Here is a 16713-nt window from a genome sequence, read left to right as displayed (position 1 = left end):
TCAGCCGGTTATCGCAGGCAAGCAACCTCGGACTTTTCTATTGTTGTGGTTCACAACACACCATAGACTATGGTTTAGTGAAAGTGCAGTCACAAACCAGAGTCTTTTGGAGACGACATGACAATCGCTGACAACATCGACCTGATGGATCTCAGCCCCTTCGCCGCGGGCGTCGACCACGAGCTGTTCGCACAGCTGCGCGACATGGACCCGCTGCACTGGAACGCCGAACACGATGGCCCGGGATTCTGGTCGGTGACCCGCTACGAGGACATCAAGGCCGTGGCCTCCAACGCCGAAGACTTCACTGTCACGCAGGGTACCCAGATCGCCAGTCGACGCGCCGAAGGAGAGGGGGCGCGCAGCATCCACCACGTCGACCCTCCCGAGCACGGCAAGCTGCGCGGCATCGTCACCCCGCACGTGCGGCCCGTGAAGCTCAAGTCGCTCGAAGGGGACATCGCCGCCGTCATCGACGAACTCCTCGATGCCCACACCGGCACCGGTGACATCGACTTCGTCGCCTCCATCGCCGCGCAGCTCCCCCTGGTGATGATCGGACGCCTCCTCGGCGCACCGCTCGAGGACTGCCCGAACCTGTTGCGCTGGACGAACCAGATGGCCAGCGAGGATCCCGACTACTCCGAGGGACCCGAAACCGCGGTGAAAGCGCGTGACGAGGTCTTCGACTACTTCCGCGGACTGGAGAAGCTCCGCCGCGAATGCCCCGCCGACGATCTGATCAGCGTGCTGACCGCGGCCGAACTCGACGGTGTACCGCTCAGTCGTGGCTACCTCGATGCCTACTACCTGATCCTGATGGTCGCGGGCAACGAGACGACGCGCAATCTGCTGTCGGGCGGGGTCAACGTCCTGTCCGAGAATCCGCAGTGGTGGGACTTCATGCGTGAGAACCCCGCCAAGATCCGGGTGGTCGTCGAGGAGATGGTTCGCTGGGTCTCGCCAGTCCTTTCCATGCGGCGCACCGCAACCCGCGACATCGAGATGCACGGCAAGACCATCCGAGAGGGCGACAAGGTCGTGATGTGGTTCTGCTCGGCAAATCGCGACGAACGCGCCTTCGAGAACCCGGAGACGTTCGTCGGCAACCGCTTCCCCAACGAGCACGTCGGTTTCGGGTGGGGCGCGCATGCCTGCCTCGGCTCGAACCTCGCGCGGATGGAAGCACGGCTGTTCTTCACCCACGTCATCGAGCGCGGACTGGACATCAAGGTGATGGATCAGCCGAATCGGTTGCAGAGCAACTTCTTCCGTGGCATCAAGACGCTCCCGGTCCGGATCGAAGAGACCCGATGAGCACTATCGGCGAGCTGGGGACACCCGCCGGCGTCGGAGCGGGTCCCGCGGCCCTGATCGAGGACCGCGTCATCGCCGATGGCGCACCGATCCCGGTGATCAACCCGTTCACCGACCGCGAGATCGGTACGACCCATGAGGCCGGTACTGCCATCGTCGACGAGGCCGTCGCCGCAGCCGTGGCCGCCTTGCCGTCATGGTCCCGGACCAGCGCGGCGCATCGGGCAACGGTGTTGCGTGCGACCGCGGATCTGATCGATCACCATGGTCACCGGATCGCGGCGACCGTGACCTCCGAAATGGGAATGCCGACCGCTCTGTCCACTGCCAGCCAGCAGGTGTTGCCTGCATCGGTCCTGCGCGCCACCGCAGACGCTGCCGAGCGCTTTCCCTGGGAACAGACCGTGGACGGGGCGATCGTGCGCCGCGTTGCCGGCGGCGTCGTCGCGGCGATCACACCGTGGAACATGCCCGTACATCAGATCATCGCCAAGGTCGCCGCCGCCTTCGCCGCCGGCTGCACCGTGGTGCTCAAGCCCTCCGAGGCGACGCCCTTCGATGCCGCACTGGTCCGTCGGTGCTTCCTCGAAGCCGGGCTTCCCGCAGGCGCATTCGCCATCGTGAACGGTACGGGACCAGAGACCGGGCAGGCGTTGTCGTCACACCCGGACATCACCCACGTGTCGTTCACCGGTAGCGTCCGCGGCGGAAAAGCAGTCGCTGCGGCGGCCGCAGAGTCACTGGCCCGGACCACGCTCGAACTCGGCGGCAAGTCACCCGCCGTCGTGCTGCCCGACGCCGACCTCGACGCCGTCGTCCCGAGGATCCTGGCCTCCGGGCTGGTCAACTCCGGCCAGGCCTGCAACGCGACCACGCGACTCGTGCTCCCCGCCGCGCATGCCGACCGCATCGAGCAGCTGATCGGCGATGCGCTCGCCGAACTCGTGTTCGGCGACCCGACCGCACCCGAGACCACCCATGGTCCGCTGGCATCAGCCGCGCACGCCCGCCGAGTTCTGGACCACATCGATCTCGCCCGGCACAACGGTGGTCGCGTGATCGCCGGTACCGGAGAGCAACTCGGCATAGGCAACTCCCGTTGCTTCGTGGCCCCGATCGTCTTCGGTGATCTCGACCGCTCCGCGTCCGCGGTGCGCGAGGAGATCTTCGGGCCGGTCCTGGTGGTGCAGTATTACCGCGATGTGGCCGAGGCGATCGAGGTGGCCAACGACAGCCAGTACGGCCTGTCCGCTGAGGTGTGGTCCGCCGACCGGGATCACGCGGTCGAGGTCGCGACACACCTCGAGGTCGGCCAGGTCAAGATCAACGGGGTGCGTACCCGCGAACGGCCCACCGTCCCCTTCGGTGGGGTCAAGAACTCCGGCTACGGACGCGAACTCGGCAGTGTGGGTATCGCCGAGTTCACCGAGGTATCGGCGGTGATGGCATGAGCGACGCCTCCAGCATCGCACGTACGGTGGTCATCACCGGCGCCGCGTCGGGAATCGGTCTGGCCCTGGTGAATCGGTTGCTCGACCGAGAGCCGGACACCCGCGTCATCGCGATCGACATAGCCGCCTGCCCGGACGATCGCGCACACTCCCTCCGGTGCGACCTGTCCGACCTGGCGGCCATCGCCGCACTGGATCTACCCGACCACGTCGACGCATTGGCCAACGTCGCCGGCGTGCCGGGCACCGCGCCGGCCGAGACCGTCCTGGCGGTGAACACCCTGGGCCTGCGGGCGCTGACATTCGCTGTGCTCGAACGGATGTCAGGAGGTGCGGTCGTCAACGTGGCCTCGATCGCGGCACACCGGAACACCCTGGGACACGACGATATCGTCGGACTCCTCGAGGTCCGCGACCGCGACGAGCTACGTGAATGGCTGGACCGGACACAGCTCGACGGCCCGGCGGCCTACGACACGTCCAAGCGTGCTGTCGTGGATTGGACCATCGCCTTGTCGGCGTCTCTGCAGGCCCGAGGTATCCGCGCGCTGTCGGTCAGTCCCGGACCCACCGAAACCCCGATCCTCACCGACTTCGAACAGTCCATGGGCGTCGACGCCATTGCACGATCGGCATCGATGGTCGGCCGCCATGGCACCGCCGCGGAATCGGCGTCGGTGATCGACTTCCTGCTCAGCCCTGCTGCAGACTGGGTCAACGGCATCGACGTCCCCGTCGAAGGCGGACTCACCGCGCTGCGTTCAGCAGCCCTCCCCACTCCTCTGTCCCAGCCTCGAGCTCGGGTCGACACCACCGAGTGAAAGGACCACTCTGATGAACACACCCGCTGTCCTGGCACTGGACGGGACCGCTCCGGCCGACCGGGAGTTACTGGGAGGCAAGGCCTACAGCGTCAACCGCATGCGGTCGCTCGGGCTGCCGGTCCCGCCCGCCTTCGCCATCACCACGCCGGTCTGTGCACGGTTCCACGACAACGGAGGCCAACTCCCCGACGAGGTGTGGGACGAGGTCGTCAATCAACTGCACGTCCTCGAACAGCAGACCGGAAAGACCTTCGGTGCCGGACCGTTTCCCCTTCTTGTGTCGGTGCGTTCGGGTGCCGCGCAGAGCATGCCCGGGATGATGGACACCGTCCTCAACCTGGGGCTGACCGAGCAGCTGACCGCCGACCTCGCCGAGGCGACCGGGGACCACGACTGGGCGCGCGACACCTGGGCGCGGTTCTGCGCGGGATACGGCGAGGTCGTTCTCGGTGACGCCGCGTCCGCACCGCCCGTCGATCCGCACGACCAGTTGCGCGAGGCCATCGGCGCGGTGTTCCGCTCGTGGACCAATGAGCGGGTCACTGCGTATCGCCGCCACCACGGACTCGGCGAGGGCGGTGGCACCGCGGTGACCGTGCAGGCCATGGTGTTCGGGAATCGCGACGAGCAGTCCGGTACCGGTGTGATCTTCAGCCGCGACCCGGCCACCGGCGACCCTCAGCTATTCGGCGAATGGCTTTCGCAAGCACAGGGAGAGGACGTGGTCTCCGGAGAACGCACTCCGCAGACGATCGATCAGTTCCAGGTTCACTCCCCGCAGTTGCACCAGGATCTGAGTGCGATCTCGGCCACTCTGGAAGCCGAGCATCGCGATCTGGTCGACATCGAGTTCACCGTCGAGAGCGGCACGCTCTACATGCTGCAATGTCGATCGGGCAAGCGGTCTGCACGTGCGGCGGTGCGCATCGCCGTCGATCTGGTCCGTGAGGGCCTCATCAGCCGTGAGGAGGCCGTCTCGCGCATCAGTGCAGAGCAGGCCGAGGCCCTCGCCCAGCACAACTCGGCCGACGCGGGCGCCGAACTGCTCGCCTCGGGCACGGGCGCAGGACCGGGAGCCGCCGTCGGCGTCGTCTACACGGACACCGACGCCGCCTGCATCGCGGCCGCCGAGGGCGAACGCGTGGTCCTCGTGCGCCCATCGACCTCCCCGGCCGATGTCCCGGCGATGTTCGACTCCGTCGCCGTGGTCACGGAGGTCGGCGGAACCACGTCTCATGCCGCACTGGTGTGCCGCGAGATCGGCGTGCCGTGCGTCGTCGGCTGTGGGATCGGCCTCTCGCAGACCTTGGCGGGACAGACGGTCACCGTCGACGGTTCGACCGGAAAGGTCTACGCAGGCGACGCACTGAACTCCGGGGACACCAGCGACGAGTATCTCGACGAACTGCTGTCGTTCCTCCCCGACACCATGCCGGATGGCCATCCGCTGAAGGCACTACAGGCAGCACGGTCGCTGGAAGGAGCGACCCGATGAGTACCGAGACCGGCCCGGACACACGCGAGCATGACGGGATCAACGCGGCCTATTCGGCGGCCGGACTGCTCGACGAGACAGCGGTCTCGACCAAACGCGCCAACAAGCGCGGTGAACAGACCCGCGACAAGCTGGTGAAGGCGGCCACCGAGTGCTTCACCGAGTACGGATACACCCGCACCCGCATCTCGGACATCACCCACCGCGCCAACGTTTCTCAAGGCAACTTCTACCGCCACTTCGTAGGCCTGGACGACATCTTCCTCGCGGCTCTCCGGCCGTCGCTGCAGGAACTGGCCACCGCCCGGCTGCGGCCCGACCGAACCCACGGTGAGTTGGAATCGCTGATCGAGGTCAACACGACATATCTACAGGCCTACGCCCGTAGCCGCCACATGCTGCGCCTGCTCCGCGAGGCCGCCGCGGCCAGCGAGAATCCGGGATTCAAACAGTTGTGGCTCAACCTTCGTGGCGACTTCGTCAAACGCACCGAACGTTGGCTGGAACGCCTCGTCGCGAGCGGCGCGATTGAAAGCTGTGACACCAACCTGCTCGCGGAGACGCTGGGATGTGCCACCGAACAGATGGCCTACATCCATGTCGGCCTGCCGACCAGCACGCCTCGACGAGAACGACTCGAAGCGCTCGGCACCGCACTCGGCGAACTGTGGTACCGAGCGATTCCCCTCATCTCCAGGACCACCACATGACCCAATCGACCATCTCTCCCGTCGCACGGACCCTCGGCATCGACGTGACCGTCACCGCGGTCATCGACGAGACCCCGGAGGCCCGCACGATCGTGCTAAACTTCCCCGACGGCACCGACTACCGGCCCGGACAGTTCATCACCGTCCGTATTCCCAGTGACCGCACCGGCCTCGTCGCCCGCAGCTACTCCCTGTCCACGGCCCCGAACGTCGACGCTTCCCCGGCGATCACCGTCAAACGAACCCGCGACGGCTACGGGTCGAACTGGTTGTGCGACAACGCCGAACCGGGATTGGTGCTGCATATCCTCCCACCGTCGGGCGTCTTCACGCCACGGTCCTGGGAAGGACCGCTGTACCTCTTCGCGGCCGGCAGCGGGGTGACCCCGGTGATGTCGATACTGCGTTCGGCACTGGCGGAGCACGACACCGACGTGGTGTTGTTCTACGCCAACCGCGACCATGAGTCGACCATCTTCGCGAGCGCGATCGACGAACTGACAGCTCGTCATCCCGCGCGACTGACCGTGAACCACTGGCTCGAGACCGAGCGGGGTCTTCCCACCGCGGATGCGGTCAGCGGGGTCCTCACCGACGCAGTCGGTACGGGCGAAGCATTCATCTGTGGCCCAGCACCTTTCATGGACCTCGTCGAGCACACCCTGCGGGAACACGGCATCCACCACGACCAGGTTCACGTCGAGCGATATGTGTCGTTGACCGGCGATCCGTTCACGCTGGACACTGCCGACCACGAGGGCTCCGGTGCATCGGAGATCACCGTCACCATCGACGGAGACGTCCGAACCGTCCGGTGCGGCACGGACACCGTCCTGCTCGACGCGCTCCTCGCCTCGGATGTCGACGCCCCGTACTCGTGTCGCGAAGGGGACTGCGGGTCGTGTGTGGCACGCCTGACCGCCGGGGAAGTAGACCACGGCAACGGGATCGCACTGGAACCCGAGGACATCGACGACGGCTACCTGCTGACCTGTCAGGCGACCCCGAAGAGCGGCCGCATCGGGATCGAGTTCGACTGAACTCTCAGACCTGATCCGATCCGGTCATCGGCGCAGCGCCGTCCGGAGCACTCGCGCCCGGGGAACCCTCCGGGCCGGATCTTCTCGTGTAGTTCCTGGAATACATTGAGAATCACCACTTTCCATCGCGCCTGAATGTGGCGCCCCTTCCTGAAAGGACCAGTCGTGCAGACTGAACCCGAGGACAGATCACTGGAAGGCCGCACCCTGATCATGTCAGGCGGCAGCCGAGGCATCGGCGAGGCGATCGCAATCCAGGCGGCCCGTCGAGGAGCCAACGTGGCCCTGATCGCGAAAACGACCGAGCCGCACCCGAAGCTGCCCGGCACCATCTACACCGCGGCTGCTGCGATCGAGTCGGCCGGCGGCAAGGCGCTGCCACTTGTCGGTGACATCAGGGACGACGAGTCGGTGGCCGACGCCGTCGCGCGCACGGTCGAACAATTCGGTGGCATCGACATCGTCGTGAACAACGCCAGCGCGCTCGATCTGACACCGACTGCAGATATCAGCATGAAGAAGTACGACCTCATGCAAGACATCAACGCGCGCGGCGCCTTTCTCCTGACGAAGACCGCCATCCCGCATCTACGGCGATCGGCCAACCCGCACGTCCTGACCCTGTCGCCGCCGCTCAATCTCGAACCGAAATGGTTCGCGGACATAGGGACTGCGTACACGATCTCGAAATTCTCGATGTCCCTCGTAACCATCGGACTTGCCGCCGAGCTCGCCGGCGACGGTATCGCCGTGAATTCCCTGTGGCCGCGAACGACCATCAACACGGCCGCTGTTCGCAACATCTTGAGCGAGGAACTCGTCTCGCGTAGCCGAACGCCGGACATCATGGCCGATGCAGCGATCAGCATCATCACCAAGCCCTCCGACCTCGTCACCGGACAGTGCTTCATCGATGACGAGGTCCTGGCCGGTGACGGTGTGACCGATTTCTCGGGCTATCGAGTCGTACCCGGCGACGTGGAGCTGGAACTGGACTTCTGGATGGAGTGGGCATGAGTTCGGTCATCTTCGGAGTGGACGAACGAGGTGTTGCGTCCATCGAACTCAACCGGCCATCCGCGGGCAATGCACTCGATCTCGAGGTCGCCGACGGCCTCGCCCAGGCGATCACGTCGATCCGCGAGAATGCCGACGTACGGGTCATCCGTCTGTCTTCGACCGGAAAGATCTTCTGCGCGGGCGGCGACGTACGGGCAATGGCGGCGGCGTCGGACCGCCCGCGGTTCCTCGCAGACCTCGCGGGGTCCATACACCGTTCACTCATCGCACTCGACGAGCTGCCCGTCCCGATAGTCGCCGCAATCCAGGGACCGGTTGCGGGCGCCGGGCTCGGCCTTCTACTTGCAGCCGACTACGTGGCCGCCACTCCCGCCAGCTCTTACGTAGCTGCGTACTCGACGATCGGGTTGTCACCGGATTGCGGGGTGTCGATCAGCCTCCCCCGCGTGATCGGCATGCGGCGGGCGCTTCAGATGCTCGTTCTCAACGAACGTATCGATGCGTCGACCGCACTCGCGTGGGGCCTCGTGGATACGGTCGTGGAGCTGGACGAACTCGCCTCCGACGTCGACGGTGTTGTGTCCCTGCTTCTCGATCGGCAGACGTCGGCTGTCGGCCAGGCGCGGAGGCTCGTTCGAGCGTCCTACCAGCGAGATTTTGCCGAGCACCTCGACGATGAAGCCCTGACCATCACCCGTCTGGGCGGTACCGAAGAAGTGGGCGCCTTGCTCTCTTCCCGTTCGAAGTGACCGCCTGGAAGCGGTCCTGTCCGGGCTGGTGACCGGCCGCGCTTCCGGCTGATCGTCGGCTCACCGCGTCGTCGACGTCGCAGACTGCGCGGTCGACGTACTGGACACGTTCAGCCTCGACGGCCGTCGACGTCTTCGATGCCGCGATACTGCCACAGGTCCGACCCACGCACGGAGGTTGCGGCGATCTTGATGATCGCGTTGGTGGGCTGCTGGATCGTCGGGTTCTCTCGTTCGTCCATCCGGATCTTCCCAGGGTCGTCCATGATCACGCCGAGCAGTTTCTTCCACTTCAGCCCGCCGTCCGCGGCGGGGCGGTCCGTACTCATCGACGCAGGCGACTTCGTCAGGGCGGGTTCCCAACGACTTGGGAGCGAAACCCGCTGACCCGTCGGCGATCAGCCCTTGCCGTCGCCCTCGTGGGTGTTTATTGTTTGTCATACAAACATCTACTTCGACCAGGCAGGATGCTGTGGCGACCTCCGGACGCGCTAGCCGGGAAGCGGGCAAGGCGACCCGCCAGACCCTGCTGCGTGCCGCTGCCGAGGTCTTCGCCGAACAGGGGGAGACGGCATCGGTCGCCCAGATCTGTCAGCGAGCCGACGCCTACCCGAACCAGGTGACGTACTACTTCGGTTCCAAGGAACAGCTGTTCGTCGAGGTCGCCTGCGTCGGCGTGCTGCGCGCCGGGCGTCGAGCCGAGGAAGCCGCCGCCGGAACGACGACCGTTCGCGACTACACCAACACGCTCGTCGGCACCTTGCTCGGCCCCTGCGCGCGGGACGTCGAATTGTTCACCACCGCCATGCTGCTGACGGCGCGTCGGACCGACCTGCGCGAGCACATCACCGACACGCTGCGCACGCTCCACGAACGCGGCGAACAGGCGCTGATGTCGACGCTCGTGCGCACCGGCTGGAAGCTGCGCGCGGGGATCGACGTCGAGGCGAAGGCGTTCTGGTCCGCGATCTTCGGTCTCGCAGTCCAGAAGGCCGCCACCGGAGCCGATTTCGGCTATCGGCTCGAGGACGCGGTCGCGGTGATCTTCACGAACCTGCAGATCCCGGACCGGGTTCTGGATCGGCCACTCGTACCCACGTCCCAGGAGGCATGATGTCCCAGTCCGCAACGCACATCCATCCGCAACCCCACCTCACCCACGAGGTGTTCAACCAGTCCGCGCCGCGGGTGGACGTCAACGAATACGAACTCGACACCGTCCTGACCGAGGCGGTCGCCCGCCACGACGGCGCCTGGGGCGACGCCGAGCTCCGCGAGATCGGTGCGCTCGTCGGCAGCGAATCCTTCAAGCACGACGCCCATCTCGCCAACACCGTCACCCCCGTACTGCGGACGTTCGATCGCTGGGGCCACCGCATCGACGAGGTCGAGTACCACCCGGCATATCACCGGATCATCTCCGCCTCCATCGCGCACGGTGCCCATACCCGTTGCTGGGCCGACCCGCAGCCCGGGTCGCACGTCGTCCGCGCGGCGGCCTTCATGCTGTTCGGTCAGATCGAACCGGGCCACGCCTGTCCGGTGTCGATGACCCATGCGGTCATCCCCTCGCTCGAACTCCAGCCCGACGTCGCCGCGAGCTGGGTGCCGAAGGCGTTGTCCCGCAGCTACTCCCCCGATCTGAGCGCCACCAAGGAGTCGGCGATATTCGGTATGTCGATGACGGAGAAGCAAGGTGGCTCCGACGTCCGCGCCAACACCACGGTCGCCGTCCCCGCCGGGACCGGCGGACAGGGCGCCGAGTACCTCCTCACCGGGCACAAGTGGTTCTGTTCGGCGCCGATGTCCGACGCATTCCTCGTCCTCGCCCAAGCGCAAGGCGCTGGCGGCGAGGGACTTTCGTGCTTCCTTCTCCCACGGATACTGCCCGACGGGACCCGCAACGTCTTCCGCATCCAGCGACTCAAGGACAAGCTCGGCAACAAGTCCAACGCCTCGAGCGAGATCGAACTCGACGGCACCGTCGCCGTGATGGTCGGCGAACCGGGACGCGGCGTGCGCACGATCATCGAGATGGTCGCGCAGACGCGGCTCGACTGCGTCCTCGGTTCGGCGGCCGGCATGCGGCAGGCGGTCGCCGAGGCCGTGTGGCACGCCCGCCACCGCGCCGCCTTCGGCGCGACGCTGGCCGACCAGCCGGCGATGACCGCCGTATTGGCCGATCTCGCACTGGAATCGGAGGCCGCGACCACCACCGCGATCCGGCTGGCACGCGCCCACGACGAGGATGCCGATCCCCAGGAACGGGCCTTCCGCCGGCTCGCGACCGCCGTCGCCAAGTACTGGATCTGCAAGCGCGGACCCCACCACGCCTACGAGGCGCTGGAATGCCTGGGCGGCAACGGATACACCGAGGACTTCCCGCTCGCCATGCGCTACCGCGAACAGCCGGTGATGGCCGTGTGGGAAGGCTCCGGAAACGTCATCGCCCTCGACGTCCTGCGCGCGATGACCCGCGAACCGGAGTCGGTGGCCGCCTTCGATGCCGAGGTGTCACTCGCCCGCGGCGCCGACCGCACTCTCGACGCCCACCTGGACCGGCTCCGCGACCAGCTCGGCGAACTGTCGCGCCTCGGCCCGGCCGACGCCCAGCGCAGGGCCCGGTCGACCGTCGAGGCGATGGCCCTGGCGCTCGAGGCGTCACTGCTGGTGCGGCACAGTCCGTCCGCCGTCGCCGACGCCTTCATCGCCAGCCGGCTGGGTCCCGACCGCAGCTTCGAGTACGGCGCGCTTGCCGACGGTGCCGACCTCGCCGCGATCCTGGAGCGTCACTGAGGTCCACACCCTTCCGCTCTCACACAACACCTTCCGCCGCGGCCAGGATCTGTCGGCGTAGCGTCGACGCGGTGTTGGGCAGCCACATCGCCCGGACGGGGGCGAGCGGCGGATCGGTGAATTCGATGATGCGGATGGAGTTCGCATAGATCCAGCCGGGTTCGTTGGTGACGAACGCGCAGGCTTTCGGGTGTGCGATCACCGCGGTGTGCGGTGGCGTACCCAGGAGCGTCGACAGGATGATCCGCGGTTCGAATCCCGCACGCCGACACAGTCCGACGAGGATGTCGGTGTACTCGTATTCGTGCTCGGGGCCCCACACGACGATCTCGTAGTCGGCGAGGTCGGCCATGTCGACGTGAGCGTGCGCGGCGAGCGGGTGATCACTGCGCACCGCGAGCCGGAGTTCGTGCTGGGTCGCGATCGTCGTCGCCATGTCCGGGGGCGCCGCCACACCGCGGCCCAGTGCCAGATCGATCGAGCCCGACAGCAACTCGTCTCGCATGAAGTCGGCGAACACCGGGCGCACCGTGATCGGTATCGAGGGGTCGGCGAGGACGACGGGTTCGATGATGCGGAACACCTCCGACGACGCGAGGTCTGGTGCGTGGCCGATGACGAACGGTGCCGGCGACCCGGAATTGACGCGCCTGACCTGGGTGGCGAGCTGTTCGCCACCGGCCAGCAGCGGCACCGCGCCGCGGTAGAGCGCCTCCCCGGCCGGCGTCGGCGTCAGGCTGCGGCGCGACCGGGAGAACAGCTCGACACCCAACTGCCGCTCGAGTTCACGAATCGCCGACGACAACGCCTGCTGGCTGATGAACAGGGTGTCGGCCGCGACGCGAAGGCTCGGAGCTTCCATGACGACGACAAACATTCGGAGTCGACGCAAGTCGATATCGCGGAGTCCGGCGTCCCCAGAACCATTCATCAACCTTCTCCTGTCAGTTATCCAGATTGATGTGATTGTAGGTTGACCTTTGACCCAATATGCTCATTTCTGCATGGCGTCGTATTCAGATGTCAGTCGCGTTTGGGCTACCTGCTGAGGTCCCCCCGCGGAGGGGACGGGAGGACCTCGGCAGGTGCTTCCCACTCATATCTTCCTGCTTTCGCTTCTGCGACCGGGCTTCGGCGAATATTTCTCGCGCTGATGAAGTATCGTTAACGCCCCTCTAGACTTCGCATTGTTCGCCACACCCTCATTTCCGGAGCTCGATCAGGTGGAAGAAACGGTCGGCCGTTCGCCGAGATCCAGACCGTTGAGCGGGCTCGGTGGCGACTCGCTCACCGCTGAGATCGCACGAGGCGGGCAGCTCTACGACGAAACGCATCACGTCCTTCGGCAATTACGACTGCGCGAACGTCATATCCGCTACACCATCGCCGGGCTGGTACTGATCTTCGGCGTCGTGGGGGCACTCGGGCTCTTCACACCGAGTGGTTCGCAGGGGTCGGTATGGCGGTCACTGATCCTCGGCACCGCTGCCGCCACCACCGTTCCCACCGCGATGGCGGTGAGCCGAGTTCATCTGGGCGAGATGTGGTGGACCAAGAAATCACACGTCCGAGGATTCAACAACGTATTCGTCGCCTACGCGGACATCGGAGTGGCGGTGTGTCTGTTCGCCATCGCCGACCCACGTCTCGCGTTGTACTTCTCGGCGCTGTTCGCCGTGGTGGGTTCGTACAGCGCACATTTCGTGCGGGCACGCGTCGTGTATCTCCACATGGCTTTTTCGAGCGCGGTGACATGCACTCTCGGCATTCTCGCGTGGCACGACGGCGTTCCGCCGGTCACCGCGTTCTCCGCGACGCTCGCGCTGCTCGTCGCCGTGAACGGGACCGTCACCCTCCACCACGGTTACACCTCCGATCTCCAGCGGACCCTGAAACATCAGCTGCGGATGGCCAACACCGATCCGCTCACCGGATTGCTGAATCGCCGCGGATTCATCCTGGCGACGTCCACGCTGTTGCGCCGGGGGCAAGGGGATCGGTTCGCACTCCTCATCGCCGACGTCGACCGCTTCAAACGGATCAACGACGACCACGGCCACGGCGTGGGTGATCTCGTACTGCAGCAGGTCGCCGAGATCCTCCAGGGAGCAGTGGACGAGCCGGCGGTCGTCGCCCGGCTCGGTGGGGACGAGTTCGCGATCGCGATGCGGCTCGACGAAGCCGCGGCGCGTGCCGTCGCCGAAGACATCCGGGCTCAACCGATCGATACCGAGGACGGCGAGTGGGCGACCGTGAGTCTGGGTATCGCGGTGGGTCCGCTGGACCGCGACCAGATGTCCGACGTGGATGCAACCGCACGGATTCGACGCGACCTCGCCCTCGCCGACGATGCCCTGTTCTCGGCCAAGGCGAAGCGCCGCGGCAGCTATGCCGTCGTGCTGACCACGTCTACAGGATCACGCCCGGATTGAGGAGCCCCTCCGGGTCGAGGGCGTTCTTGATGAGCGCGGTCAGCTCCATCACGTCCGGTCCCACCTGGTCGGGCAGCCAGCCCTTCTTGAGGCGCCCCACGCCGTGCTCGCCGGTGATGGTGCCACCGAGTTCGATGGCGAGGTCCATGATATGACCGAACGCGGTCTGCGCACGGCCGGCCTCGGCGGCGTCGGTCGGGTCGAAGACGATCAACGGGTGGGTGTTCCCGTCGCCGGCGTGCGCGATCACCGAGATCATCACCTGATTGTCCGCGGCGATCTTGGCGACGCCGTCGATGAGATCGGGCAACGACGGCAACGGCACGCCGACGTCCTCGAGGAGCAGCGACCCGAGCTTCTCCACGGCCGGGATGGCCGCGCGCCGGGCGGCGGTGAACGCCTCCCCCTCGGTGGGATCGTCGGTGGCGAAGACCTCACCGGCGCCGTTCGTCTCGAAGGCGTTCCGGATGAGTTCGACCTCCTGGGCGCCGGCCGCCCCGGGTGCGTCGGACTGGGCGACGAGCAGCGCGCCGGCGTCGCGGTCGAGCCCCATGCGCAGCATGTCCTCGACCGCGTTGATGGCCACCGAATCCATGAATTCGAGCATCGCCGGACGGATCTCGCCGGTGACGGCGAGGACGGCACGGCTCGCGTCGTGGACCGAGTCGAAGATCCCGACGACCGTGCTCGCCGGCCCCTGGGGTGGCAGCAGCCGCAGGGTCACCTCGGTGATGATCCCGAGGAGTCCCTCGCTGCCGACGAAGAGTTTGGTCAGCGGGAGGCCTGCCGAGTCCTTGAGCTGTTTGCCGCCCACTCGCACCGCGCGGCCGTCGGCCAGCACCACCTGCAGGCCCAGGACGTAGTCGGTGGTCACCCCGTACTTCACGCAGCACAGTCCGCCGGCGTTGGTGGCGACGTTGCCGCCGATCGAGCAGATCTCGAACGACGACGGGTCCGGCGGGTACCAGAGACCCTCGGCCGCCGCCGCGGCCTTGACCTCCGAGTTGAACAGCCCGGGCTGCACGACGGCGGTCCGCGTCGCCGGGTCCACCGCGATCTCGCGCATCTTCTCGGTGGAGAGCATGATGGCGCCGTCCACCGCGGTCGAGCCACCCGAGAGGCTGGTGCCGGCACCCCTCGTGATGATCGGCACCCGGTTCTCGTGACACCAGCGAACCGTCGTCTGAACGTCTTCGGTCGAGGTCGGGCGGACGAGTGCGAGCGGGGTGCCCGCGGTCGGGTCCAGGGCACGGTCCTGGCGATACCCGGCAAGGATGTCGGGGTCGGTGATCACCATCCCATCGGGCAGCGCGGCGGCCAACGAACTCGTATCGGCACTCATACGTTCAGCGTATTCTTCGCCGCCCGGACCGCGGTTTCACTTTGACACACCGGCCGGTCGTCGCCGGGAAGGCGTATCAATGAGATCGTGAACGACTTCAACACCACCATCATCAACGAGTTCCGCACCAACAACGGACATGTCGAGACCGCAGGGTTCGGGAAGAACCTCGTCCTGCTGCACACCGTCGGCGCCAAATCCGGTGAGCCGCGGATCAGCCCGCTGTTCGGTCTCGCCGACGACGGCTCCTGGCTGGTCATCGGGTCCTTCGCGGGTTCCCCGACGACGCCGGCGTGGGTGCACAACCTGAGGGCCCACCCCGACTCGGTTGCCGTCGAGGCCCCCGCCGTCGACGGCATCGAGCGTCACGACACGCAGGTCACCGAGATCACCGACGACGACTGGGATGAGGCCTGGGCGAAGTTCACCTCGTTCACCGATCAGTTCGTCAAGTACACCGAGACCGCACAGGGCCGAAGGTTCCCGATCTTCCGCCTGACGCCGACGGCCTGACCGCGAGCCCGGGTCCCGACACCCCGATCGTCGCACCGCTCCGACCGGTCGTCGTCGCCTTACGCTGACAAGGTGTTCGAGGTTGGCGAATGCGTGGCCGGCTTCACCATCGACGAGTTCCTCGGCGGGGGTGCGAGTGCCGACGTCTTCCGTGCCCATCGCGACGACGGCAACGGGCCCGTCGCGCTCAAGGTGCTGCACCCGAACGCCTCCGACCACGGCCGGGTCCGCGAACGGTTCGAGCGGGAGTCCGGGATCGCCTCGCTGCTCGACCACCCGCACATCGTGCGGATTCGCGCGCACGGCGAGATCGCCGCGCCGCCCGGGTCTCTCGGCCCCCACCACCTGCCGTCGATGTGGCTGGCGATGCAGTACGCGCCCGGCCCGTCAGCCACTGCACTCGTGCCCGGTCGCACCGACGAACCCCACGTCGACACGATCCTGCGGGTCGCCGCACAGATCGCCGATGCCCTCGACCACGCCCACCGCCAGGAGATCCTCCACCGCGACGTCAAACCCGCCAACATCCTGCTCTCCCGGCCGGTCAGCCCCGACGGCGACACCCCCGCACCGGTGGACGCCTATCTCTCCGATTTCGGGATCGCCCAGTTCCTCGACGACACGAGGCCACTCGCCCGGAACGGGCGGGTGCAGGGTTCCATCGGGTACGCCTCACCGGAACTGCTTCAGGCACAACGTCTCTCGCCGGCCAGCGACAACTACTCCTTCGCATGCAGCCTCGTCGAGATGTTCACCGGCGAACCGCCGTACCCGCGACACACGTCGTTCGCGATCACCTACGCACACATCAACGACGAGCCGCCCCGCCTCACCCGACGCCGGCCGTGGCTCCCGTCGGCGATGAACTCCATCTTCGCCAAGGCGCTCGCCAAGTCGCCGCAGGACCGCTATCCGACGTGTACCGAACTGGTCGACATACTGGTCCGCCTCATGCGCGACGTGCCCGTGCCCGAACCGACCCGCTCACGAAGGTGGGGGCGTCCGCGTCACCTGTGACGAGATC

General features: G+C 66.5%; 16 protein-coding genes. 13 read left to right on the top strand and 3 right to left on the bottom strand.

The annotated features are described in order from the left end of the window. The first annotated feature begins 117 nt into the window (after positions 1-117). The 8 genes from BPODLACK_RS17065 (at position 118) to BPODLACK_RS17030 (ending at position 8606) form a co-directional block, all read left to right on the top strand. On the top strand, positions 118-1317 hold the full coding sequence (locus BPODLACK_RS17065) for a cytochrome P450 (protein WP_024499640.1): 1200 nt from the start codon (positions 118-120) through the stop codon (positions 1315-1317). Further along, the gene (locus tag BPODLACK_RS17060; protein WP_024499639.1) at positions 1314-2768 is read left to right on the top strand and encodes an aldehyde dehydrogenase family protein; all 1455 of its coding nucleotides are present in this window, start codon (positions 1314-1316) and stop codon (positions 2766-2768) included. Before BPODLACK_RS17065 ends, BPODLACK_RS17060 begins: the two co-directional genes overlap by 4 nt. Next, positions 2765-3589, top strand: coding sequence for an SDR family oxidoreductase (locus BPODLACK_RS17055; protein ID WP_024499638.1), 825 nt, complete (start codon positions 2765-2767; stop codon positions 3587-3589). The genes BPODLACK_RS17060 and BPODLACK_RS17055 overlap by 4 nt, the downstream gene beginning before the upstream one ends. A gap of 13 nt (positions 3590-3602) precedes the next feature. Continuing rightward, entirely contained in the window at positions 3603-5087 is a 1485-nt protein-coding gene (locus BPODLACK_RS17050; RefSeq protein ID WP_024499637.1) for a pyruvate, phosphate dikinase, read from the top strand. After that, positions 5084-5797, top strand: a complete 714-nt coding sequence (locus BPODLACK_RS17045; RefSeq protein WP_024499636.1) for a TetR/AcrR family transcriptional regulator — start codon at positions 5084-5086, stop codon at positions 5795-5797. Before BPODLACK_RS17050 ends, BPODLACK_RS17045 begins: the two co-directional genes overlap by 4 nt. Then, a complete protein-coding gene (locus tag BPODLACK_RS17040; protein ID WP_159405775.1) occupies positions 5794-6837 on the top strand; it encodes a ferredoxin--NADP reductase in 1044 nt (347 codons plus the stop codon). Before BPODLACK_RS17045 ends, BPODLACK_RS17040 begins: the two co-directional genes overlap by 4 nt. A gap of 165 nt (positions 6838-7002) precedes the next feature. Beyond that, positions 7003-7854, top strand: a complete 852-nt coding sequence (locus BPODLACK_RS17035) for an SDR family oxidoreductase (protein WP_268895972.1) — start codon at positions 7003-7005, stop codon at positions 7852-7854. After that, the gene (locus BPODLACK_RS17030) at positions 7851-8606 is read left to right on the top strand and encodes an enoyl-CoA hydratase/isomerase family protein (RefSeq protein ID WP_159405773.1); all 756 of its coding nucleotides are present in this window, start codon (positions 7851-7853) and stop codon (positions 8604-8606) included. The genes BPODLACK_RS17035 and BPODLACK_RS17030 overlap by 4 nt, the downstream gene beginning before the upstream one ends. A 110-nt stretch (positions 8607-8716) precedes the next feature. On the opposite strand, the gene BPODLACK_RS17025 is transcribed toward BPODLACK_RS17030, so the two are convergent. Further along, complete coding sequence (locus tag BPODLACK_RS17025; RefSeq protein ID WP_236577703.1) at positions 8717-8935, bottom strand: hypothetical protein; 219 nt, start codon at positions 8933-8935, stop codon at positions 8717-8719. A gap of 143 nt (positions 8936-9078) precedes the next feature. Between BPODLACK_RS17025 and BPODLACK_RS17020 the strand changes: the two genes are divergently transcribed. Continuing rightward, a complete protein-coding gene (locus BPODLACK_RS17020; protein ID WP_096274702.1) occupies positions 9079-9720 on the top strand; it encodes a TetR/AcrR family transcriptional regulator C-terminal domain-containing protein in 642 nt (213 codons plus the stop codon). Then, complete coding sequence (locus BPODLACK_RS17015) at positions 9720-11402, top strand: acyl-CoA dehydrogenase family protein (RefSeq protein ID WP_159405825.1); 1683 nt, start codon at positions 9720-9722, stop codon at positions 11400-11402. The genes BPODLACK_RS17020 and BPODLACK_RS17015 overlap by 1 nt, the downstream gene beginning before the upstream one ends. Before the next feature lie 19 nt (positions 11403-11421). Here the strand turns inward: BPODLACK_RS17015 and BPODLACK_RS17010 are convergent, their stop codons facing one another. Continuing rightward, the gene (locus BPODLACK_RS17010) at positions 11422-12333 is read right to left on the bottom strand and encodes a LysR family transcriptional regulator (RefSeq protein ID WP_024499629.1); all 912 of its coding nucleotides are present in this window, start codon (positions 12331-12333) and stop codon (positions 11422-11424) included. A gap of 331 nt (positions 12334-12664) precedes the next feature. Between BPODLACK_RS17010 and BPODLACK_RS17005 the strand changes: the two genes are divergently transcribed. Beyond that, a complete protein-coding gene (locus tag BPODLACK_RS17005) occupies positions 12665-13834 on the top strand; it encodes a GGDEF domain-containing protein (RefSeq protein WP_035760776.1) in 1170 nt (389 codons plus the stop codon). Here the strand turns inward: BPODLACK_RS17005 and BPODLACK_RS17000 are convergent. Next, the gene (locus BPODLACK_RS17000) at positions 13812-15176 is read right to left on the bottom strand and encodes an FAD-binding oxidoreductase (protein ID WP_159405772.1); all 1365 of its coding nucleotides are present in this window, start codon (positions 15174-15176) and stop codon (positions 13812-13814) included. The genes BPODLACK_RS17005 and BPODLACK_RS17000 overlap by 23 nt on opposite strands. Before the next feature lie 87 nt (positions 15177-15263). On the opposite strand from BPODLACK_RS17000, the gene BPODLACK_RS16995 reads away from it, so the two are divergent. Next, positions 15264-15689, top strand: coding sequence for a nitroreductase/quinone reductase family protein (locus tag BPODLACK_RS16995; RefSeq protein WP_024499626.1), 426 nt, complete (start codon positions 15264-15266; stop codon positions 15687-15689). Positions 15690-15761: 72 nt separating this feature from the next. Next, a complete protein-coding gene (locus tag BPODLACK_RS16990) occupies positions 15762-16706 on the top strand; it encodes a serine/threonine-protein kinase (RefSeq protein WP_159405771.1) in 945 nt (314 codons plus the stop codon). Positions 16707-16713: the final 7 nt, after the last annotated feature.

Source organism: Gordonia sp. YY1 (genome assembly GCF_009872315.1).
Taxonomy (GTDB): domain Bacteria; phylum Actinomycetota; class Actinomycetes; order Mycobacteriales; family Mycobacteriaceae; genus Gordonia; species Gordonia amicalis.
The sequence above is the reverse complement of the archived record's forward strand: the minus strand, read 5'-3'. Positions and strand labels throughout refer to the sequence as shown.